General features: G+C 62.5%; 17 protein-coding genes and 1 tRNA gene. 12 read left to right on the forward strand and 6 right to left on the reverse strand.

Annotation, left to right across the window (positions count from 1 at the left end):
* Window positions 1-60: 60 nt before the first annotated feature.
* The gene (locus NKG59_RS11900) at window positions 61-873 is read right to left on the reverse strand and encodes an inositol monophosphatase family protein (RefSeq protein WP_253536990.1); all 813 of its coding nucleotides are present in this window, start codon (window positions 871-873) and stop codon (window positions 61-63) included.
* A gap of 133 nt (window positions 874-1,006) precedes the next feature.
* On the opposite strand from NKG59_RS11900, the gene NKG59_RS11905 reads away from it, so the two are divergent.
* Together NKG59_RS11905 and cysE are read left to right on the forward strand one after the other, a co-directional pair.
* On the forward strand, window positions 1,007-1,891 hold the full coding sequence (locus tag NKG59_RS11905; RefSeq protein ID WP_420804030.1) for an RNA methyltransferase: 885 nt from the start codon (window positions 1,007-1,009) through the stop codon (window positions 1,889-1,891).
* A gap of 147 nt (window positions 1,892-2,038) precedes the next feature.
* Entirely contained in the window at window positions 2,039-2,785 is a 747-nt protein-coding gene (cysE, locus tag NKG59_RS11910) for a serine O-acetyltransferase (protein WP_253536996.1), read from the forward strand.
* A 22-nt stretch (window positions 2,786-2,807) separates the two neighbouring features.
* Here cysE and NKG59_RS11915 read toward each other — a convergent pair whose 3' ends face one another.
* The 4 genes from NKG59_RS11915 to NKG59_RS11930 are packed head-to-tail and all read right to left on the reverse strand — an operon-like array spanning window position 2,808 to window position 5,446.
* A complete protein-coding gene (locus NKG59_RS11915; protein ID WP_045204297.1) occupies window positions 2,808-3,626 on the reverse strand; it encodes a UDP-2,3-diacylglucosamine diphosphatase in 819 nt (272 codons plus the stop codon).
* Window positions 3,623-4,129 (reverse strand): peptidylprolyl isomerase, encoded by a 507-nt coding sequence (locus tag NKG59_RS11920; protein ID WP_024976009.1) that lies wholly within the window; start codon window positions 4,127-4,129, stop codon window positions 3,623-3,625. Before NKG59_RS11920 ends, NKG59_RS11915 begins: the two co-directional genes overlap by 4 nt.
* 30 nt (window positions 4,130-4,159) lie before the next feature.
* Entirely contained in the window at window positions 4,160-4,741 is a 582-nt protein-coding gene (locus NKG59_RS11925) for a peptidylprolyl isomerase (protein WP_253536999.1), read from the reverse strand.
* 54 nt (window positions 4,742-4,795) lie between these two features.
* Entirely contained in the window at window positions 4,796-5,446 is a 651-nt protein-coding gene (locus NKG59_RS11930) for a tetratricopeptide repeat protein (protein ID WP_112185192.1), read from the reverse strand.
* 253 nt (window positions 5,447-5,699) lie between these two features.
* On the opposite strand from NKG59_RS11930, the gene cysS reads away from it, so the two are divergent.
* The 6 genes from cysS (at window position 5,700) to NKG59_RS11960 (ending at window position 11,981) form a co-directional block, all read left to right on the forward strand.
* On the forward strand, window positions 5,700-7,091 hold the full coding sequence (cysS, locus tag NKG59_RS11935) for a cysteine--tRNA ligase (protein WP_253537002.1): 1,392 nt from the start codon (window positions 5,700-5,702) through the stop codon (window positions 7,089-7,091).
* A complete protein-coding gene (locus NKG59_RS11940) occupies window positions 7,076-7,960 on the forward strand; it encodes a DNA-3-methyladenine glycosylase family protein (RefSeq protein WP_253537005.1) in 885 nt (294 codons plus the stop codon). Before cysS ends, NKG59_RS11940 begins: the two co-directional genes overlap by 16 nt.
* 86 nt (window positions 7,961-8,046) lie before the next feature.
* Window positions 8,047-9,015, forward strand: coding sequence for an acetyl-CoA carboxylase carboxyltransferase subunit alpha (locus tag NKG59_RS11945; protein ID WP_045204292.1), 969 nt, complete (start codon window positions 8,047-8,049; stop codon window positions 9,013-9,015).
* Entirely contained in the window at window positions 8,984-10,402 is a 1,419-nt protein-coding gene (gene tilS, locus NKG59_RS11950; protein ID WP_253537008.1) for a tRNA lysidine(34) synthetase TilS, read from the forward strand. The genes NKG59_RS11945 and tilS overlap by 32 nt, the downstream gene beginning before the upstream one ends.
* A gap of 96 nt (window positions 10,403-10,498) precedes the next feature.
* Entirely contained in the window at window positions 10,499-11,749 is a 1,251-nt protein-coding gene (locus tag NKG59_RS11955; protein WP_045204290.1) for an aspartate kinase, read from the forward strand.
* A gap of 138 nt (window positions 11,750-11,887) precedes the next feature.
* A tRNA-Ser gene (locus tag NKG59_RS11960) sits at window positions 11,888-11,981 on the forward strand.
* Window positions 11,982-12,165: 184 nt separating this feature from the next.
* Here NKG59_RS11960 and fabI read toward each other — a convergent pair.
* Window positions 12,166-12,960, reverse strand: coding sequence for an enoyl-ACP reductase FabI (gene fabI / locus NKG59_RS11965; RefSeq protein WP_253537010.1), 795 nt, complete (start codon window positions 12,958-12,960; stop codon window positions 12,166-12,168).
* Between the two features lie 309 nt (window positions 12,961-13,269).
* On the opposite strand from fabI, the gene NKG59_RS11970 reads away from it, so the two are divergent.
* The 4 genes from NKG59_RS11970 to NKG59_RS11985 are packed head-to-tail and all read left to right on the forward strand — an operon-like array spanning window position 13,270 to window position 19,016.
* Window positions 13,270-15,156 carry an extracellular solute-binding protein gene (locus NKG59_RS11970; protein ID WP_253537013.1) on the forward strand — a complete coding sequence of 629 codons (1,887 nt, stop codon included), beginning with the start codon at window positions 13,270-13,272 and terminating at the stop codon, window positions 15,154-15,156.
* A gap of 16 nt (window positions 15,157-15,172) precedes the next feature.
* Entirely contained in the window at window positions 15,173-16,225 is a 1,053-nt protein-coding gene (locus tag NKG59_RS11975) for a microcin C ABC transporter permease YejB (protein ID WP_045204288.1), read from the forward strand.
* Window positions 16,226-16,239: 14 nt separating this feature from the next.
* Window positions 16,240-17,364 carry an ABC transporter permease gene (locus NKG59_RS11980; RefSeq protein ID WP_253537017.1) on the forward strand — a complete coding sequence of 375 codons (1,125 nt, stop codon included), beginning with the start codon at window positions 16,240-16,242 and terminating at the stop codon, window positions 17,362-17,364.
* Complete coding sequence (locus NKG59_RS11985) at window positions 17,361-19,016, forward strand: ABC transporter ATP-binding protein (RefSeq protein WP_253537020.1); 1,656 nt, start codon at window positions 17,361-17,363, stop codon at window positions 19,014-19,016. The genes NKG59_RS11980 and NKG59_RS11985 overlap by 4 nt, the downstream gene beginning before the upstream one ends.
* Window positions 19,017-19,247 lie beyond the last annotated feature (231 nt).

A 19,247-nucleotide genomic window follows, 5' to 3' on the forward strand; every position in this document is an offset into this window, starting at 1 on the left:
TGAAAAAAAAAGCCCGCTTCGCGCGGGCTTTTTTTGTTGGCGGCTACCGGTTAGTAGCGATCAAGCTTCAGTCTTCGACCGCGAGAACGGCGAGGTGATCTTGATCATCTGCACGAAGGCCTTCGGGTTGCCGGCCAGGATTTCGCCCTGGTCAAGGTAGCCCGATTCGCCGGTGTAGTTGCCCACCAGACCGCCCGATTCCGTCACGAGCAGCGAGCCGGCGGCCATGTCCCACTTGCTCAGGCCCTGCTCGAAGAAACCGTCGAGGCGGCCGCAAGCGACGTAGGCGAGGTCAAGCGCGGCGGCGCCTGGGCGACGCAGGCCGGCGCAGTTTTCCGTCATGGTCGCAAACAGGCGGGTGTAGTCGTACAGGCCTTCCAGATCGCGGTAGGGGAAACCGGTGCCGATCAGGCAGTCGGCCAGCTTGTCGCGACGCGTAACGCGAATGCGGCGGTTGTTCAGGAACGCGCCGGCGCCCTTGGAGGCGGTGAAGAGTTCGTCGCGCGTCGGGTCGTACACCACAGCTTGGGTGACGACGCCACGCTGCATCAGCGCGATCGAGACGCCATATTGCGGGAAGCCGTGAATGAAGTTGGTGGTGCCGTCCAGCGGGTCGATCACCCAGACGTTTTCGCTGGCGGTTTCGCCGTCGGCCCAGGATTGGCCGGACTCTTCCGCTAGAATCGCGTGATCGGGGTAGGCAGTCTTGATGACTTCGATGATCGCCGCTTCAGCTGCGCGGTCGACTTCGGTGACGAAATCGTTGTGTTGTTTGCGCTCGGTGCGCAGGCTATCGACGTCGAAGGACGCGCGGTTGATGACGGTGCCGGCCTTGCGAGCAGCCCGGACGGCGATATTGAGCATCGGATGCATGTGGGATCTCCGCGCCTGGCGCGCCGGTTTTCGAAAGCGGCCGCAGGCGAAACAACACAACGAATTGTAGAAGAACGAGCGGCGGGCCAATCTCGCGATCCTGCCCGCCGTCAAAAGAGTGGCCGTATTGTATATGAACCCCGCCCCAGGCGCCCCGCGAATTGCGCCAATGAGCACGTCGAACACAACTCCTGCCGACCCGGAAACGCTGCGCCAGCGCGCCGCGCGGTGTCGTTTCGTGCTGGTCGAGACCAGCCATCCCGGCAATGTCGGCTCCACAGCACGTGCGCTCAAGACGATGGGGTTCGGCGAGCCCGGCAGCTTCGTGCTCGTACGCCCGCGCGAGGCCGACGCCCAATGCCACGCCGATGCCGTTGCCATGGCAAGCGGCGCTGATGATGTGCTGGCCGCAGCCCGTGTGGTCGACGACATTGGCGAGGCGCTGGTCGGTGCCTCGCTCACCATTGCGCTCACCGCCCGCCCGCGTGAATTCGGCCCGCGCCGCATTGGCCCGCGTGCCGCTGCAGAAGAAGTGGCCGCATTGCTGGCCGCGCCGGACACCACCATCGCCTTCGTCTTCGGCAATGAGCGGTTCGGTTTGCCCAACGAGGTGGTGGAGCGCTGCCACGTGGTCACGCACATTCCAGCCAACCCGGCGTATGCCTCGTTGAACCTGGCGCAGGCGGTGCAGTTGATTGCGTACGAAGTGCGTATGGCGCTGCTGGCCGATACCGGCACGGGGGACACCCGCATGGAAGGCGTCGGCTTTGTCGGTGAGCCGGCCACGGCCGAGCAGATCGACGGGATGTTTGAACATCTGGAGCAGGGTCTGGTTGAGATTGGCTTTCTCGACCCCGCCCAGCCGAAAAAGCTGATGCCGCGCCTGCGACGTCTGTTTGCCCGCACGCAGTTGGAGGCCGAAGAGGTCAACATCCTGCGCGGGATTGCCAAGCGCATGCTGGGCCGAAGCGCCGCAGCGACCACGCCGCCTACGGGCGCAGCTGACGACTGTCGCTGACCATCCTGAAAGCCGCCCGTTGTTGAGCAAGCAGGGCGGCATCCCCTGCATGTCTGGTTAAAACCCTTGCCGCAGCGCGGTAAGGCAATGCCTTACACTGCCCTCAGCGCATCGCGCATATAGATATAACGATCCACACACCTGAAGATGTTCACACGCATTCGCGAAGATATCGGCGCCATCATGGAGCGAGACCCGGCCGCGCGCAGCCGCTGGGAAGTGCTGACCTGCTACCCGGGTCTGCACGCCATCATCGTCCATCGGGTCGCGCACGCGTGTTGGCACGGCGGCTTCCGGTTGCTGGGGCGGTGGTTCTCTCACCTCGGCCGCTTCCTCACCGGCATCGAGATCCACCCCGGCGCGACAATTGGCCGGCGCGTGTTCATCGACCACGGCATGGGCGTCGTGATTGGCGAGACGGCCGAAATTGGTGACGACTGCACGATCTACCAGGGCGTCACGCTGGGCGGCACGTCGCTCTACAAGGGCGCCAAGCGGCATCCGACGCTCGGTAAGGGCGTGGTGGTGAGCGCGGGTGCCAAGGTGCTCGGCGGCTTTGTCATCGGGGATGGGGCGCGGGTTGGGTCCAACGCGGTTGTGCTCAAGCCGGTGCCGCCGGGTGCCACGGCGGTTGGCATTCCGGCGCGCATCATCGAACGCGATGTCGCTACCGAGGCCCGGTCTGCGCTCAAGCAGGAGTTTTCCGCTTATGGCATCACGCCGGATGCGGACGATCCGGTGTCGCTGGCGCTCAAGCGGATGATCGACCACAGCGAGCTTCAACAGGAGCGCATCGAGTCGATTCTTTCTGCGCTCGATCGCCTGGGTGCGCACCTGGAAAACTCGCCGAACGATCCGTTCGATGCCAGCGAACTGAAGCGGATGCTCAAGTAAGCAAAGGGCCGGTGGCGACAGCTTATGTCGTCACTTGCTCGACCGTCAGCGTGCCATCTTGCAGTTTGAGGAAACTGCCGCGCGGGTGTGCTTGATCGAAATCCCAGTCGGAAAGTACCCAGCGGCTGCCGCTCGGCTCGTGATGCAATTGCGGGCGGTGCGTGTGGCCGTGGATGAGCGTGGACGTATTGGATGCCTTGAGCAGCGCGTCCACCGCATCGGGTGCGACGTCGCCCATCATCGCGGCGGCGCGGGGTTCGCCGGCGACATTGGCGGACACGGCACGGCCGGCTTCGCTCTCTGCGCGCATCTTCTGCGCGATCTTCAGCCGCCAGCGAAGCGGCATCGTCAGGAATATCCGCTGCACCCAGCGCTTGCGCGTCCAGTGGCGAAAACGCATGTAGGCCGTGTCGCGCGTGCAGAGGGCGTCGCCGTGGGCAAGCACGATGCGCTGGCCATCATCCGCTTCCAGCACGGTGGGATCAGGTAGCAGCGTAGCGTGCGCGGCCTTCAAAAAACGCTTGCCGAGCAGGAAGTCGCGATTGCCATGCATGAACAGCACGCGCGTGTCGCCCGCTGCCACGTCAGCGAGCAGGTTGGCGATGTGCCGGTGGAACGGATCAGCCAATTCTTCATCGCCGACCCAGTATTCGAAGAAGTCACCCAGGATGACGAGCGTGCGTGCCTCGCGGGCGCGCGTGCGCAGGAAGCGCTCGAACGCGGCGGCGGTGGCCGGCATGCTGGCCGTCAGGTGCAGATCCGAAATAAAAAACACCGGCCCGGAAACCCGGACCGGTGTCTTCAGCGCGGATGCCTGTGAGGCGTGCGCTGCGTCGGTCATTCGATCACTTCAGCGCTTTCGATGATCACATCTTCCATCGGCACGTCCTGGTGGAAGCCGCGGTTGCCCGTGCGAACAGAGCGGATCTTGTCGACCACATCCATGCCTTCGGTGACTTTGCCGAAGACGGCGTAGCCCCAGCCTTGCGGCGTCGGCGACGTGTGGTTCAGGAAGTCGTTGTCGACCGTGTTGATGAAGAACTGAGCGGTGGCCGAGTGCGGATCGTTGGTGCGTGCCATGGCAATGGCGCCGCGTTCGTTCTTCAGGCCGTTGTTGGCTTCGTTGTCGATCGGCGCCTTGGTGGGCTTCTGGTTCATCTTCTCGCCCGGCTCAAAGCCGCCGCCCTGGATCATGAAGCCCTTGATGACGCGGTGGAACACCGTGCCGTTGTAGTGGCCATCCTTCACATAGGCGACGAAGTTGGCAACTGACTTGGGTGCCTTCTCAGCGTCCAGGGCCAGGGTGATGTCGCCGTGGTTGGTGTGCAGCTTGACTTGGGTCATGGTGAATTCCTTGGGTGGGGCAAAAAAGCGTTACTTGGAGACGACGGTGGCCGATTCAATCACGATCGGCTTCACAGGCACATTCTGGTGCGGGAATTTCGTGGTGGTTTCCACCGCCTTGATCTTGTCGATGGTATCGGTGCCATCAACCACCTTGCCGAAGACGGTATAGCCGTAACCGTCCTGACCAGGGTAGTTGAGCATGTTGTTGTCCACCACGTTCACGTAGAACTGCGCGGTGGCGGAGTTTGGGTCCATGGTGCGGGCCATGGCAATCGTGTACTTGTCGTTCTTCAGGCCGTTCTTCGATTCGATTTCGACAGGCGGGCGGGTGTCCTTCTGTTTCATGTCGGCCGTGAAGCCGCCGCCCTGGATCATGAAGCCGTCCATCACGCGGTGGAAGATCGTGCCCTTGTAGAAGCCGTCCTTCACGTACTGCAGAAAGTTGGCGATCGTTTTGGGTGCCTTGTCCGGATACACCTCAACGGTGAAGTTACCCATCGACGTCTTGAACTGGACGCGTGGCGCGGACGCGGTGGCTGCCGTGGCTGCAGTGGCGGTTACGGCCAGTGCACACACGAGCCCGGCAAAGAGGGAGCGAATACGGAGCATGGTCAGAAAGAGAGAGCTTGGGGTGGGAAAAGCAGGATCGGCCGCGTCTTCTTCTTACTGACGCTTCGCCGGCTTGGCGCTCACGCCGCTGGCTGCGGGCAGCGTGGTCGTGGCGGGTTTGGACGCAGGGTGCACGCCCGGCAGATCGGGCAGGGCATCCAGACGCGCGCGCGCGGCGGCGTTCTTCGGGTTCAGCTTGATCGCGCTCTGATACGACTGCGCGGCCAAGCGGACGTAGACGTCCCCAAGGTTGGATTGCGCAAGCGCATTTTCCGGCGCCACGCGGTTCGCCATGATCAGGCTGTCGCGGGCGCGGAGCAGTTCGCCGCGCTCGGCATACAGCGCAGCCAAGTTGATGTACGGCTCGGGCAGCTCCGGGAAATCCTGCGTCATCTGACTGAAAGCCACGATGGCATCGTCGGCGCGGCCCAGGCCGGCGAGTGCCACGCCGCGCTGGAAGCGTGCCTGCGCGTTGCGAGGCTGGGAGGCGACGTCCTTGTCCAGCTCGGCCAGTGCCTCGGTGTATTGCTTCTTGGCCAACGCGTCGTCGATGCGCTTTTGGCGCGCAACCTGCGGCGCTTGCTGCGTGCTGGGCATCAAATCGGCCGGCAAGGCAAAGCCGGCAGTCTGGGCGAAGGCCGGTGCCGCCGACATGGCAAGCAGGCAAGCCAGGGTTGCAGCGGTCTGACGCAGCGGTCTGTTCATGAGAATCGGTTCCGTTATACTCCGCCGCATTCTAACAAACCGTCTTTGTGCGCAGCAGCGGCCGTGCGCGCCAGGAAAGGTTCTTGACGGGGAGCATGCCAGACGCACAGGCAGGCCGCCCCGTCAGCGCAGTTCCGGTAAGATATGCCGCTAGTTTTGCAGGCGCCGCACCGGCGCCAATTGCCTCCAATTTGGTCCGTCCGCAACGTTGTACATCGCATGCGCGGCGCGCTGAGTCTCCCGACACCGCTTCATGGAATCACTCAAGATCTACAACACGCTCGCGCGTGAGAAACAGACGTTCGTCCCCATCGAGCCCGGTCGCGTGCGTATGTACGTGTGCGGGATGACGGTGTACGACTACTGTCACGTCGGGCATGCGCGGGTCATGGTGGTGTTCGACATGGTGCAGCGTTGGCTGCGCGCGGCAGGTTACGACGTGACCTACGTGCGCAACATCACCGACATCGATGACAAGATCATCAAGCGTGCGGTCGAGAACGGCGAGACGATGAGTGCGCTCACTGGCCGCTTCATTGCTGCCATGCACGAAGACGCCGATGCGCTTGGCGTGCAGCGCCCCGACCACGAGCCCCGCGCCACCGAATACGTGCCGCAGATGCTGAGCATGATCGGCAAGCTGCAGACGAACGGCCTCGCCTATCAGGCCACCGACGGCGATGTGAACTACGCCGTGCGCAAGTTTCCCGGTTACGGCAAGCTCTCGGGCAAGTCGCTCGAAGACCTGCGTGCTGGCGAGCGTGTGGCAGCCAACGATGCCAAGCAGGATCCGCTCGACTTCGTGCTGTGGAAATCCGCCAAGGCTGACGAGCCTGCCGAGTCGCGCTGGGCCTCGCCGTGGGGCGAGGGCCGCCCAGGCTGGCACATCGAGTGCTCGGCAATGAGCTGCGAACTGCTGGGCGAACATTTCGACCTGCACGGCGGCGGTGCCGATCTGCAGTTCCCGCACCACGAAAACGAGATCGCGCAGTCCGAGGGGGCGACCGGCAAGACGTTCGTCAACACATGGATGCACAACGGCTTCGTCCGTGTGAATGACGAGAAGATGTCGAAATCGCTCGGCAACTTCTTCACCATCCGTGACGTGCTGAAGGTGTACGACGCGGAGGTCGTGCGTTTCTTCATCCTGCGCTCGCACTATCGCAGCGACCTGAATTACAGCGACGCGCACCTCGACGACGCGCGCCATGCCCTCACACGTCTGTACACCGCGCTGAAGGATGTACCCGCCGCGGCCGGTGCAAAGCCCGACTGGAACGAGTCGCACGGCAAGCGCTTCCTCGAAGCGATGAACGACGACTTCAATACGCCGGTCGCCGTGTCGGTGCTGTTTGAGCTGGCGAGCGAAGTCAACAAGACGCGCTCGCCCGAGTTGGCCAACCAGCTCGCTGCGCTGGCAGGTGTGCTGGGCCTGCTGGGCCGCGATCCGCATGCGTTCCTGCAGAGCGGTGTGTCGGCCGATGGCCTGGACGCCGCAGAAGTGGAAGCGCGTATCGAAGAGCGCCGCGCGGCCAAGGCCGCCCGCGATTTCGCCCGTGCGGACGCCATCCGTGCCGAGTTGCTGGCCGCTGGCATCGTTCTGGAAGACAAACCGGGTGGCCTGACCGAATGGAGACGCGCATGAACGCGGTGGCCAAGAAAGCCAACGTAGTGCGCAGCACAGCCGCCAAGAAAACGCCGGCGGTGAAGGTGCCGTCTGCCAAGAAGGTGGCCGCCAAGAAAGTCGACGGTGTGGCGAGCAAGACAGTCGCCGGCAGGAGCGCGCCGATCAAGGCCGCCAAAGCGCCGGCCAAACGCGCGCCTGCGAGCAAGGTACCGCTGCCTGAAACACTCGCCACCAACGAGGCGCTGCCTGTGCCGGCGGAAGTGGTGCTTTCGGGCCCGCCCGAGTACTGGCAAGAAGCTTGCGCAGACCTGATGAAGCGTGACCGTATCCTGCGCAAGATCATCCCGACGTATGGTCCGGCGCACTTGGCTTCCCGCGGTGACCCGTTCGTCACGCTGGCTCGGTCGGTCGTTGGTCAGCAGATTTCCGTTAAGGCTGCGCAGTCGGTGTGGGAGCGGGTGGTGGCTGTGTGCCCCAAGCTCGTGCCTTCCCAGTTTTTGCGTGCCGGCCAAGAGAAGCTGGCGGGTTGCGGTCTGTCCAAGCGGAAGGCGGAGTACATCCTTGACCTCGCCGATCACTTTCGCAACGGCACGGTGCACGTTGCCAAGTGGGCCGAAATGGAAGATGAGGATGTGATCGCCGAACTGACGCAGATTCGCGGCATCGGCAGATGGACGGCAGAGATGTTCCTGATGTTCAACCTGATGCGTCCGAATGTGCTGCCGCTGGACGACATCGGGCTCATCAACGCGATTTCACAGAATTATTTCAGTGGCGAACCCGTCACTCGCAGCGAAGCGCGGGAAGTTGCCGCCAACTGGGAGCCTTGGCGCACCGTGGCGACTTGGTATATGTGGCGCAGCCTCGATACGGCAACCACCTATTGAGCTGTTCATTTCGATGAAACGGAGCGCGTCGCCGGGCGGTCAAAATCCGGTAGAATGCGCGCCTTCAAGAGCCTTTCAGAAGATCCATGAAAACAACCTTCCTGGAGTTCGAGCAGCCGATCGCAGAACTTGAGGCGAAGATCGAAGAACTTCGCTTCGTACAAGACGATTCCGCTGTCGACATTTCTGAAGAAATTTCTCGCCTGGCTTCCAAGAGCCAGCAGCTCACCAAAGATCTGTACGCCAACCTGACGCCATGGCAGGTCGCGCAGATCGCGCGACACCCGCAGCGTCCGTACACGCTCGATTACGTCCGCGAGATCTTCACCGACTTCCACGAACTGCACGGCGACCGCACTTTCGCCGATGACTTGTCGATCGTGGGCGGTCTGGCGCGCTTTAACGGCCAAGCTTGCATGGTGATCGGTCACCAGAAGGGCCGTGACACGAAGGAACGCGCGCTGCGCAACTTCGGCATGTCCAAGCCCGAGGGTTACCGCAAGGCCAAGCGCCTGATGGAACTGGCGGACAAGTTCGGCCTGCCGATCTTCACGTTCGTCGATACGCCGGGCGCATTCCCCGGCATTGACGCAGAAGAGCGCGGTCAATCCGAAGCCATCGGTCACAACCTGTTTGTGATGGCCGGCCTGAAGGTGCCCCTGATCGCCACCATCATCGGTGAAGGCGGTTCGGGCGGCGCACTGGCCATCGCCATGGGCGATTCCGTGATCATGCTGCAGTTCGCGACGTACGCTGTGATCTCGCCGGAAGGCTGCGCGTCGATCCTGTGGAAGACCGCAGAGAAGGCACCGGAAGCCGCTGAGGCATTGGGTCTGACCGCGCATCGTCTGAAGGCGCTCGGCCTGATCGACAAGATCGTCAACGAGCCGCTGGGCGGCGCACACCGTGATCCGAAGGGCATGGCGACGATGCTCAAGCGCGCGCTGGCAGAGTCGCTGCGCCAGTTCCAGGGCATGAAGACATCGGAACTCCAGACGCGCCGTCACGAGCGCCTGATGGCTTATGGCAAGTTCAAGGAAACCGAAGTTCGCTGATTCGTCGGCTGATCTCGTCAACAAGGTCGCACAACGCGTTGCCGCGTGTGCGGCCTTTGTTGCTTCTGGCGGGGCCGAAACGCCAATCGTGGCGATTGCCCTGTCGGGCGGGCGCGATTCCGCCGCGCTGCTGCACGCAAGTGCTGCGTGGCGTGATGCGGGTGCCCACGTGCGGCTCGTTGCCCTGCATATTCACCACGGCTTGCAGGCCGAGGCCGATGTCTGGGAATGCGCCAGTCAACGCATGGCAGAAGCAGCCGGCGTTGCGTTTCATGCGCGTCGCGTCCACGTAGCGGTCGATGCCGGGCAGGGGGTTGAGGAAGCAGCACGCGAAGCCAGATACGCCGCGCTTGAAGCGCTTTGCGCCCAGACAGGCGCCTCCATTTTGTTGACGGCGCATCATCAGGATGATCAAGCTGAAACGGTGCTGCTGCAATTGATGCGCGGCGCTGGCCTCGACGGCCTCGCAGCCATGCCGATGGCGCGGGCGGGCACTGTCACATTGCTGCGTCCGTGGATCGATGCGCCGCGCAGCGAGATCGAGCTGTACGCACATGCGCACGCGCTCAGCTGGGTCGAGGATCCGTCCAACGCCGACGCACGTTACGCACGGAATGCACTGCGTCCGCTGCTCGTGGGCATGGCGGATCATTTCCCGGCGTATAGGGAAGCCTTGTCGCGCAGCGCTGGGCACCTGGCGGATGCGGCTGCGCTGATCAACGAGATCGCGCGGGCCGATTTGATGCAGATCGCCTCAGAGGATGGGTTGGATGTGGGGGCGATGATCGCGTTATCCGCGCCCCGTCAGCGCGCGGTGCTGCGTGCCTGGTTGGCCGATGCGGGGGTGCGCGCGCTGTCCACGCGTCGCCTTGAGGATCTGCGCACGCAACTGGTCGACGCGCGAGACGATGGGGCGCTGTGCATTGAACTGCCTGCGGGACAAGTTAGGCGCTATCGCGGCGTTGCGCGAGTCGACGCTGGCGCCGGTGATGCGCCGGATCCGGTTGCGTTAGCCATTGAGACGACGCAATTTGAACCGACGCATCCAGCTGAGCAACGCGTGAATGTGGCTGCATGGGGCGGGGCGCTGTTGTTTGCACCTGTGGCACGCGATGGCATTGCTGTGCAAACTTTGCAAGCGCCGCTGTTGCTGTCGCCACGCAGCGGTGGTGAGCGCATCGTGCTGCGCCCGGGGGGGGCGTCCCGCGCGCTCAAGCAGGCGTACCAAGAAGCCGGCATTCCTGCCTGGGGGCGCCAGCGCTTGCCGCTGCTATACGCGGGCAACGTGCTGGTGTTTGCAGCGGGGTTGGGAATGAACCGAGCGGCCATCCACAGCGGCGCTGGCTGGCAGGTCACATGGTCTGCGGCCACCGAGGGTGCGCCCTGATACACATCGCTAGCAGTGAATTGCTTGCCGATCGGTGCAAATTGCTGTATTTTCAAAAGCTTTTGCACCGCTCCGCCTCCTCCTGATCTTTCCAAGATGGCTCTCATCGTTCACAAATACGGTGGCACCTCGATGGGTTCGGTTGAACGCATCAAGAATGTCGCCAAGCGCGTTGCCAAGTGGCACCGTGCAGGTCACCAGATCGTGGTCGTTCCGTCGGCCATGTCTGGCGAAACCAACCGACTGCTGGGTATGGCCAAAGAGATTTCGGCCCAACCCGACCCGCGTGAACTCGACATGATTGCCTCGACCGGCGAGCAGGTGAGCGTGGGTCTATTGGCCATCGCGCTGCACGCCGAAGGCATCGATGCCCGCAGCTACACGGGCTGGCAAGTGCCGGTGAAGACCGATTCGGCCTACACCAAGGCGCGCATTCAGTCGATCGACGATGAACGCGTACGCGCTGATTTGGACGCTGGTCGCGTGGTCGTCATCACCGGCTTTCAGGGCATCGACAGCGAAGGCCACATCACCACGCTGGGCCGTGGCGGTTCGGATACTTCGGCCGTGGCGGTTGCCGCGGCGCTCGAGGCCGACGAATGCTTGATCTACACCGACGTCGACGGCGTTTACACGACCGACCCGCGCGTGGTGGACGACGCCCGTCGCCTGGACAAGATCACCTTCGAAGAGATGCTGGAAATGGCCAGCCTCGGTTCCAAGGTGCTGCAGATTCGCTCGGTGGAGTTTGCCGGCAAGTACCGCGTGAAGACCCGCGTGCTGTCGTCGCTGACCGACCCGCTGATGCCGCTCGACGTCGAGATGAACTCGGGCACGCTGATTACTTTTGAGGAAGATTCGAACATGGAAGCCGCCGCCATTTCCGGCATCGCCTTTGCCCGCGACGAAGCCAAGATCACCGTGATCGGTGTGCCGGACAAGCCTGGCATCGCTTATCAGATCCTGGGCCCGGTCGCCGACGCCAACATCGATGTCGACATGATCATCCAGAACCAGTCGGTGGAAGGTAAGACGGATTTCACCTTCACCGTACCGCGTGGCGAATACCAACGCGCCCTGGCGATCCTGAACGACAGTGTGAAGGCGCATATCGGTGCGGCCAGCGTGTCGGGCGACCCGAAGGTGTCGAAGGTTTCGGTGGTCGGTGTGGGCATGCGCTCGCACGTGGGCATCGCGAGCAAGATGTTCCGTACGTTGTCGGAAGAGGGTATCAACATCCAGATGATCTCCACGTCGGAGATCAAGATCTCGGTGCTGATCGATGAGAAGTACATGGAGCTGGCCGTGCGCGCGCTCCACAAGGCGTTCGAGCTGGATCAGGCGTAATAGGCTGAGCTGGCACCGGATGGCGATCCGGGGCCACAGATTCTCACCGCGTGTCATGCAGTTGTCGTTGACCGGGTGGGGTGAAGTGGCTAGAATACGCGCTTCGTTGCACGGGCTCCTTCGTGCAACGCAAGTTTGGGAGACGTGGCCGAGAGGTCGAAGGCACTCCCCTGCTAAGGGAGCATCCGGGCCAAAACCTGGATCGAGGGTTCGAATCCCTCCGTCTCCGCCAGTTTGGCGCTTCTCGCGGGAAGCGCACACAACAGGCGGATGCGAGTTGAGCTGACGTGACGGCTCGCATTGCACTGCACGTCAAAAAGCCCGCATGGTTTGCGCCATGCGGGCTTTTTCTTTGTCTGCTCCGCAAGCGTGCGCCTTCCGAAGATCGCGCGCGCATGCGTTAGTGCATTAACGCATCAGCCTTGGCCGACGACGTCCGGCACACCGGCGGTCACGTTGAAGCCACAGTCCACGTACGTGATCTCGCCAGTCATACCGCTGGCCAGATCCGACAGCAGGAACGCCGCCACGTTGCCAACCTCCTCGATGGTGACGTTGCGGCGCAGTGGTGCCACGTCTTCCATGTACTTGAGCAGCTTGCCGAAATCCTTGATGCCCGAGGCGGCCAGCGTCTTGATCGGGCCGGCAGAGATGCTGTTTGCGCGGATGCCCTTCGGACCCAGCGCGCTTGCCAGGTAACGCACGCTCGCTTCGAGCGACGCCTTGGCCAGGCCCATCGTGTTGTAGTTCGGGACCACGCGTTCAGCACCCAGGTACGTCAGGGCGAGGAGCGAAGCATTGGGCGAGAGCATCGGCAGCGCGGCCTTCGCCAGCGCGGGGAAGCTATACGCCGAGATGTCGTGCGCGATGCGGAATGATTCGCGCGACAGGCCGTCCATGAAGTTGCCGGCAATCGCTTCGCGCGGCGCAAAGCCGATCGAATGCACCAATCCATCGAAGTGGTCCCAGTGCTGGCCGAGATCTTCGAAGACCTTGGCGATCTGCTCATCGCTGCCGACGTCGCAATCAAACACCAGCTTGCTGTCGAACTCGGTGGCGAATTCAGTAATGCGGTCTTTAAAGCGTTCGCCGACGTAGGTGAAGGCCAGTTCTGCGCCTTCGCGCTTACACGCGCTGGCGATGCCGTAGGCGATCGAGCGGTTGGACAGAAGGCCGGTAATCAGAATGCGCTTGCCAGCGAGGAATCCCATGGTTTCTCCGTACAAATGTGGGGCAACGTCGCGCCCGTATGTGGCTGTGGTCACTCGTCACTGCGGTGACGCAGCGGCGGTATCCGGGGCACGAGGCAATTAGGTGGGCGCGATCATACCGGAAAGCGAGGGGCGGCTCCGCATTTGCGCAGTGCCGCACGACCCCTGCCAGCCTTGTCAATGCGGGACGATCCCCGGGCCGGAATTGGTGGGATTGCGGTGTGAGGGCGTTAGAATCGTCCAAAACAGTTTTTCAGACAGCGATCAATCGGATCAACGCATGCAAGGACATTGGGGGCAAGGGGCGCAATGAGCGTGCGCGTTGCGACACACAAGCGAGCCATGGCGCTGGTCAGCCTGCTGGCGGCGATCTGCGTGACACCCGCCTGGGCGGCCCATGGCTACGCTGAATATGGCGACCTCAAGTATCCGGCCGGTTTCTCGAACTTCGGCTATCTGAACCCGAAGGCGCCCATCGGCGGCATGCTGCTGCTCGGCAACCCCGACCGGCGCACGAGCTTCGACAAGTTCAATCCGTTCACGATCAAGGGCACGTCGGCGCCGGGCCTCAATCAGCTTGTCTTCGAAAGCCTGCTCATTACGAGTTGGGACGAAACCGCCAGCGGCTATGGGCTGCTTGCGGACGACGTGACGGTCGCGCCCGACGAGCTTTCGGTCACGTTCCACATCAGCCCGCGCGCGCGATTCTCCAACGGCGATCGCGTGCGCGCGTCGGACGTCAAATACTCCTACGACATGCTGATGGGCAAGGGCGCGAGCCCTGCCTACCGCAGCATGACAGCGGATGTGGCCAAGGTGACGGTCGTGGACGCCAGCACCATCCGTTACGACTTCAAGCGCAAGAACAAGGAGCTGCCGCTCATCGTCGGTGGGCTGCCGGTGTTCTCGCCAAAGTGGGGCAAGGGCAGCGGCAAGCCCGATGATCCCGACGGCGGCAAGGATGTCGCGTTCGACAAGCTGACCTTCCAGGACCCGATTGCCAGCGGTCCGTATGTGATCGAGCGTTTTGACCCGTCGCGCGGCATTACCTTTCGGCGCAATCCCGACTATTGGGGACGTGACCTGAACGTGCGCCGTGGTTCGTTCAATTTCGAGCGCATCCAGTACAAGCTCTACAAGGACGAAACCGCCCGTCTCGAAGCCTTCAAGGCTGGTGAGTACGACGCCATGGTCGAATACCGCGCCAAGAACTGGGCGAAGAGTTACGTCGGCGTGAAGTTCCGCAGCGGTGAACTGATCAAGAGCGAATTCCCGCATCGCAACGGCGCGGGCATGCAGGGCTTTGTGATGAACCTGCGGCGCCCGCTGTTCCAGGACCTTCGGGTGCGCAAGGCGCTGGCGCTGGCGCTTGATTTCGAGTGGCTCAATCGGCAGCTCTTCTATGGCGCCTATCGCCGGCTCGATAGCTACTTCGCCAATAGCGAGCTGGCCGCGTCGGATTCGCTCACGGGCATGCCTAGCAAGGGCGAGCTGGCATTGCTGGAGCCGCTGCGCAGCAAGCTCGATCCGGAGGTGTTTGGCGTGCTGCCCGCACCGCCTTCGACTGATCCTCCCAGCTCACTGCGTGACAATCTGCGGCAGGCGCGTCGCCTGTTGGCCCAGGCTGGTTGGACGTACGCCGACGGGGCGCTGCGCAACAGCAAGGGCGAGCCGTTCGTCTTCGAGATGCTCGACGACGGCGGGGCCATGAGCCGCGTCATGGCGGCGTATGCGCGCAACCTTGAGAAGCTCGGGATCCAGGTCAACCAGCGCATGACCGATTTCGCGCTCTACCAGAAGCGGTTGGAAGAGTTCGATTTCGACATGATTTCGCTGCGCTTCCCCGATTCGCAAAGCCCTGGTAACGAGCTGAAGGATCGCTTCGGCTCTGCTGCGGCTGACGAGGCTGGCTCGGACAACGTGATCGGCCTGAAATCGCCGGCCGTCGATGCACTGATCGATGATGTGCTGCGCGCTGACAGCCGCGACGAGCTGGTCATCGCTTCACGCGCGCTCGACCGCGTACTGATGCAAGGCTGCTATGTGATTCCGCACTGGTATTCGGCTTCGCACCGCGTGGCCTACAACAAGAACCTGATGTACCCGGACCGTCTGCCGTATTACTACTCGGCCGAGGCCTGGGTGCTGACGGCGTGGTGGCGGACGCCGGAATCCGCTCAATCGGCTGCCAAATGACCGCATCGGTGACACCATGTTCGCGTACCTGATCAAACGGTTGCTGCTTCTGATCCCGACGCTGATCGGCGTGATCACGCTGACGTTTATCGTGATCCAGTTCGTACCTGGTGGCCCGGTCGAACAGATGATGATGGAGATGAAAGGGCGTGCCGCAGGCGGCGAGGCCAGTGGCGGCGGCGCGTTTGACTATCGAGGCCGCCGCGGCGTCGACCCCGAGAAGATCAAGGAAATCCGCGCGCTGTATGGTTTCGACAAGAGCCCTGTCGAACGCTACTTCCTGATGCTCGGCCGTTTTGCACGCTTCGACCTTGGCGAGAGCTATTTTCAGCACCGTAGCGTGTGGGACCTCATCAAGTCGAAATTGCCGGTATCGATTTCGATCGGGTTATGGACGTTCTTTCTCACGTACCTGATAGCGGTGCCGCTCGGCATTGCGAAGGCCGTGCGGGCGGGCAGCCGGTTTGATCTGGTGACCAGCATCATCGTGCTGGTCGGCTATGCCATCCCGGGCTTCGTGCTCGGGGTTCTGCTGCTTGTGCTGTTTGGCGGCGGCACCTTCTTCCAGTGGTTCCCGATCCGCGGCATCACATCCGACAACTGGGATCAGCTCAGCCTGCTCGGCAAGATCACGGATTACCTTTGGCACATTACGCTGCCCGTCATGGCGTCGGTCGTGGGCAGCTTTGCCGTCATCACCATGCTGACGAAGAACGCGTTCCTGGAGGAAATCCGCAAGCAGTACGTGCTGACGGCGCGTAGCAAGGGTCTGTCGGAGCGGCGCGTACTGTGGAAGCACATCTTCCGCAACGCGCTACTGCCTTTGGTGACAGGCTTCCCGTCGGCCTTCATTGGGGCATTCTTCACGGGGTCGCTGCTGATCGAGCAACTGTTCTCGCTCGACGGCATGGGCCTGCTGTCGTATGAGGCGGTGATGCGGCGCGATTATCCCGTAGTGCTCGGCACGCTGTACCTGTTCACGTTGATCGGGCTGGCCGCGCGGTTGATTTCCGACGTGTGCTACGTGCTGGTTGATCCGCGTATCCATTTCGGCTCGGTCGGGCGATAGGCGGGCCGGCAACCATGACCCAGTATTCGCGCACTTCCACGCATCCATCCAATACGGCAACGCCGCACCCGGTGCGGCATTCGCCGTCGCCCCTCAAGCGAGCGTGGCGCCGCTTCAAGCAGCATCGGCTTGGCTATTGGAGCCTGATCATCTTCGTGGTGCTGTTCGTGCTCAGTCTGGGCGCCGAATGCATCTCCAATGACCGGCCGCTGGTGGTCAAGTACCACGGTCACTGGTATTTCCCGATCGTAAAGGCGTACCCCGAGACGACCTTCGGCGGAGATTTTCCGACCCCGACGGATTACCTCGATCCGTTCATCCGAGACAAGTTCAAGGAGCCGGGAAATTTTGCGATTTTCCCGCCCAATCCTTATTCGTACGAGACGCTGAACTACTTTTCGAAAGAGCCCAACCCCGCGCCGCCCTCGGCCGAGAACTGGCTCGGTACCGATGACCGTGGTCGCGATGTGTTTGCGCGGCTGCTGTACGGCTTCCGTGTCTCGGTGCTGTTCGGGCTGGCGCTCACGGTGCTTGGCGTGCTGGTCGGCACGCTGACGGGCGCGCTGATGGGCTTCTTCGGCGGGCGCTTCGACATGGTGTCGCAACGGCTGATTGAAATCTGGAGTTCGATGCCAGAGTTGTACCTGCTGATCATCTTCGCGTCGATCTTCACCCCCAGCCTCGGGCTGCTGATCATCCTGCTGTCGCTGTTCGGGTGGATGAGCCTGTCGGATTACGTTCGCGCCGAGTTCTACCGCAACCGCTCGCTCGACTATGTGAAGGCCGCGCGGGCGATGGGCCTGTCCAGTTGGCAGATCATGTGGCGCCACATCATGCCCAACAGCCTGACGCCTGTGATCACCTTCCTGCCGTTCCGCATGAGTGCGGCCATTCTTGCGCTCACCAGCCTGGATTTTCTTGGCCTGGGCGTGCCGCCATCCACCCCCAGCCTTGGTGAGCTTCTCGCACAGGGCAAGGCCAACTTGGATGCGTGGTGGATCTCGCTCTCGACTTTCGTGGTGCTCGTGCTGACCCTCGTGCTGCTGACCTTCATGGGCGACGCGCTGCGCGATGCCTTCGACACGCGCCTGTCGTTCGCCCAACTGCGCACGCGCCAGAAACCGGCGGGGGTGAAATGACCCGCGTTGATCTGCGTTCCTCCGCGCCGAAGTACGACGGCCCGCTGCTGCGGCTGGATGACTTATGCGTGCATTTCGAATCCGAGCACGGCGAGGTGACGGAAGCCGTCAAGCACGTCTCGCTCGACTTGCACGCGGGCGAGCGCTTCGCATTGGTGGGCGAATCTGGCTCCGGCAAGTCCGTGACTGCGCTATCGATCATGCGATTGCTGGCCGACGCGCAATACAGCGGCCGCATCCTGCTCGAAGGCCGCGACTTGCTGGCCGCGAGCGAGCGTGAGATGCGCGGCCTGCGTGGCGCCGATGTTGCCATGGTGTTCCAGGAACCGATGACGGCGCTCAATCCGCTGTACACGATCGGCAACCAGATCGTCGAAACGCTGGAGCTCCACGAAGGCCTGGACAAGCGCGCCGCCAAGGCCCGTGCGATTGCTCTGCTGGAGCGCACCGGCATCGCCGAGGCGCCGCGCCGATTCGACGCGTTCCCGCACCAACTGTCAGGCGGGCAGCGCCAGCGCGCAATGATCGCCATGGCGCTGGCGTGCTCGCCGAAGCTTCTGCTGGCCGATGAGCCGACCACCGCGCTGGACGTGACGGTGCGAATGCAGATTCTGCAATTGCTGCGCGAGCTGCAGGCAGAGTTCGGCATGGCCATCATGCTGATCACGCACGACCTCAACATGGTGCGCGCCTTTGCCGAGCGCGTTGGCGTGATGGAGCGGGGCGTCCTGGTGGAAACCGGCAACACGGCCGACGTATTTGCCGCGCCCCAACATCCGTACACAGTGCGCCTGCTTGAGAGCCGCCCGCAGCGCGACGTCCTGCCGCTGGTGCCGCTTGCGCCCTTGCTGCTCGAAGCCGACAAGCTGACAGTTACCTACGAACGCCATCGTCCCGGGTTTGCCGGCTGGTTCAGAACCGATCCGTTTACCGCGGTCGATTCCGTGTCGCTGCAACTGCGCGAAGGCGAGACGCTCGGCATCGTGGGCGAATCGGGCTCTGGCAAGACCACGCTCGCGCAGACGTTGCTGGGGCTGCAAGCGGCAAAGAGCGGCGACCTGCGTTTCCTGGGCAACTCGCTGCTGCGTATTTCGCGCGACGAGCGCCGCGCTGTGCGGGCGAGCATGCAGGTGGTGTTTCAAGACCCATACGGCTCGCTGTCGCCGCGTATGACGATCGAGGAGATCGTCGGCGAAGGGCTGGCGCTGCACCAACCGCACATAAACCCTGCAGAGCGCCGTCACCGCGTGATCGAAGCCCTGCGCGAAGTCGGCTTGGATCGCACGGCGCTGGGGCGCTATCCGCATGAATTCTCGGGCGGGCAGCGCCAGCGCGTCGCCATTGCCCGTGTGCTGATCCTCAAGCCGCAGTTGCTGGTGCTCGATGAGCCGACTTCCGCACTTGATGTGTCGATCCAGCAGCAGGTGCTTTCGCTGCTGTCAGCCCTTCAGAAAAAGTACAACCTGTCGTATCTATTCATCAGCCACGACCTTGCTGTCATCCGCGCGATGTCACATCGCGTGGTGGTGATGAAGGATGGAAAAGTGGTGGAAGAGGGCGACACTGAAGCGGTGTTGGCGTCCCCCTCACACCCCTACACCTGCAAGCTGATGGCGGCTGCCTCACTCATCCCTGCGCGGGATAACCCGTAAAACCCACCGCTTTTGCCCCGAATCAGTGCGCTTCTGAGGCGCTGTTTTTGTAAGAATGCGCATCGAAAGTCATGTCTAAGTGCCTGATTTGCCTGTGGATTTCGGGGAATTTGTAACGACCTTTGACAAGTCAAAGTGTCACTTTTATCATCCTGCGAGATTGTTTTAACAAGATTCGGACTGTTCTCATTTGCGGTGCCATATCTTGGCCGCATCATTACAAGTTTCCGA

Origin of the sequence: Ralstonia chuxiongensis (assembly GCF_024158925.1) — a bacterium.
In the GTDB taxonomy this organism is placed as follows: domain Bacteria; phylum Pseudomonadota; class Gammaproteobacteria; order Burkholderiales; family Burkholderiaceae; genus Ralstonia; species Ralstonia chuxiongensis.

What these genes read in the sequence shown, in the direction of transcription:
- NKG59_RS11930 (WP_112185192.1), bottom strand. Translation starts at nt 5,446, where the DNA reads ATGAACAGACCGCTGCGTCAGACCGCTGCAACCCTGGCTTGCCTGCTT.
- NKG59_RS11905 (WP_420804030.1), top strand. Translation starts at nt 1,007, where the DNA reads ATGAACCCCGCCCCAGGCGCCCCGCGAATTGCGCCAATGAGCACGTCG.
- tilS (WP_253537008.1), top strand. Translation starts at nt 8,984, where the DNA reads ATGGCAAGTTCAAGGAAACCGAAGTTCGCTGATTCGTCGGCTGATCTC.
- NKG59_RS11900 (WP_253536990.1), bottom strand. Translation starts at nt 873, where the DNA reads ATGCATCCGATGCTCAATATCGCCGTCCGGGCTGCTCGCAAGGCCGGC.
- fabI (WP_253537010.1), bottom strand. Translation starts at nt 12,960, where the DNA reads ATGGGATTCCTCGCTGGCAAGCGCATTCTGATTACCGGCCTTCTGTCC.
- NKG59_RS11975 (WP_045204288.1), top strand. Translation starts at nt 15,173, where the DNA reads ATGTTCGCGTACCTGATCAAACGGTTGCTGCTTCTGATCCCGACGCTG.
- cysE (WP_253536996.1), top strand. Translation starts at nt 2,039, where the DNA reads ATGTTCACACGCATTCGCGAAGATATCGGCGCCATCATGGAGCGAGAC.
- NKG59_RS11915 (WP_045204297.1), bottom strand. Translation starts at nt 3,626, where the DNA reads ATGACCGACGCAGCGCACGCCTCACAGGCATCCGCGCTGAAGACACCG.
- cysS (WP_253537002.1), top strand. Translation starts at nt 5,700, where the DNA reads ATGGAATCACTCAAGATCTACAACACGCTCGCGCGTGAGAAACAGACG.
- NKG59_RS11970 (WP_253537013.1), top strand. Translation starts at nt 13,270, where the DNA reads ATGAGCGTGCGCGTTGCGACACACAAGCGAGCCATGGCGCTGGTCAGC.
- NKG59_RS11920 (WP_024976009.1), bottom strand. Translation starts at nt 4,129, where the DNA reads ATGACCCAAGTCAAGCTGCACACCAACCACGGCGACATCACCCTGGCC.
- NKG59_RS11980 (WP_253537017.1), top strand. Translation starts at nt 16,240, where the DNA reads ATGACCCAGTATTCGCGCACTTCCACGCATCCATCCAATACGGCAACG.
- NKG59_RS11945 (WP_045204292.1), top strand. Translation starts at nt 8,047, where the DNA reads ATGAAAACAACCTTCCTGGAGTTCGAGCAGCCGATCGCAGAACTTGAG.
- NKG59_RS11985 (WP_253537020.1), top strand. Translation starts at nt 17,361, where the DNA reads ATGACCCGCGTTGATCTGCGTTCCTCCGCGCCGAAGTACGACGGCCCG.
- NKG59_RS11925 (WP_253536999.1), bottom strand. Translation starts at nt 4,741, where the DNA reads ATGCTCCGTATTCGCTCCCTCTTTGCCGGGCTCGTGTGTGCACTGGCC.
- NKG59_RS11955 (WP_045204290.1), top strand. Translation starts at nt 10,499, where the DNA reads ATGGCTCTCATCGTTCACAAATACGGTGGCACCTCGATGGGTTCGGTT.
- NKG59_RS11940 (WP_253537005.1), top strand. Translation starts at nt 7,076, where the DNA reads ATGGAGACGCGCATGAACGCGGTGGCCAAGAAAGCCAACGTAGTGCGC.